The 1,171-nt window shown below is 48.1% G+C and carries 1 protein-coding gene; it reads right to left on the reverse strand.

The window, feature by feature from the left end; all coding sequences use genetic code 11:
• Window positions 1-80: 80 nt before the first annotated feature.
• Window positions 81-1,171, reverse strand: a 1,091-nt coding sequence (locus HMPREF9449_RS16030; protein WP_050810454.1) for a formylglycine-generating enzyme family protein, incomplete at its 5' end; no start/stop codon positions are given.

Here is a 1,171-nt window from a genome sequence, read left to right on the forward strand (position 1 = left end):
GACAACCGCCCTTTCCGGGAGACCCTCCGTACGACTTCTCCCCTCTTTTTTAGCTCGATTTAAGACCAGAAGGTCGGGAACTAACATACTAACCGGAAGCCGAGGTCGGAGTAACGGATGCCAGGCGTGCCGCTGAAACGATTCGACACGCGACAGAACATGGCTCCGGAGTTCCAGCACCCGCCCCGGTCCACCCGGAGAGAACCACTAGTAGCTCCTGACGGGTCTCTCTGAGAAGTAACACTATAACTTCCGTACCAGTCTTCACACCATTCCCAGACATTACCACTCATATCATATAAGCCCAACTCATTCGGCTGTTTTTCACCTACCCGATGCGTACGGCAATGATTTTTAACCACTTTGTTCGAATCCCATTTTCCAGTCAATACCCTATCCCCGCTATTTTCCCAATACCAACCGACTTCTCCCAAATTATTACTACCCGAATATTTATAGCCTTTACTCAACCGGCCGCCACGGGCTGCATACTCCCATTGGGCCTCCGTCGGCAATTTAAAACTTAAACCCGTCAAAGCATTCAATCTCCGAATAAATTTATGACAATCTTTCCAACTCACTCGCTCTACTGGTAAATCATCGCCCTTAAAATAAGAAGGATTACTACCCATAACGGCTTCCCATTCCGATTGCCGCACCTCATATTTCCCTATATAATAATCACTTAACGTTACTTCATGAACTGATTTCTCACTACCGTAAGCATCACTTCCCTGCTCTGAAGTCGCTCCCATCTGAAAACGACCTCCCTCCACCTGAACCATATTCCCAACCAAACGACTCAATATCTCCTTCTGCTTGGGCGTTACCGAAGAGGACCAGCGTATCTGAGACAATAATCCAAAGCCCAAGGTCACTACACTTTCTCCTCCCGTTTCCGTTACCTCTAGCTGCTTTTCCGTATGCTGTTCCCCCCGCTCAGCGCGAATCGTATGTACACCGTACGATAACTCCAGCTTCTGCGGAGAAACACCCATCCGCTTTCCGTCTACATATAAAATATCTCCTTCCCGATCCGTCTGAAGGGTTACACTACGGCCCGAAGATAAAGTCAGATGAACCGGTAAAACTTTTCCCTCCTCTACGCTGATAAGCTGAGATGCCCTTGCACAACCTTCTTTCTTTAACTCCAATGTATGTTCCCCGATCA

This window comes from Odoribacter laneus YIT 12061 (assembly GCF_000243215.1).
Classification (GTDB): Bacteria; Bacteroidota; Bacteroidia; order Bacteroidales; family Marinifilaceae; genus Culturomica; species Culturomica lanea.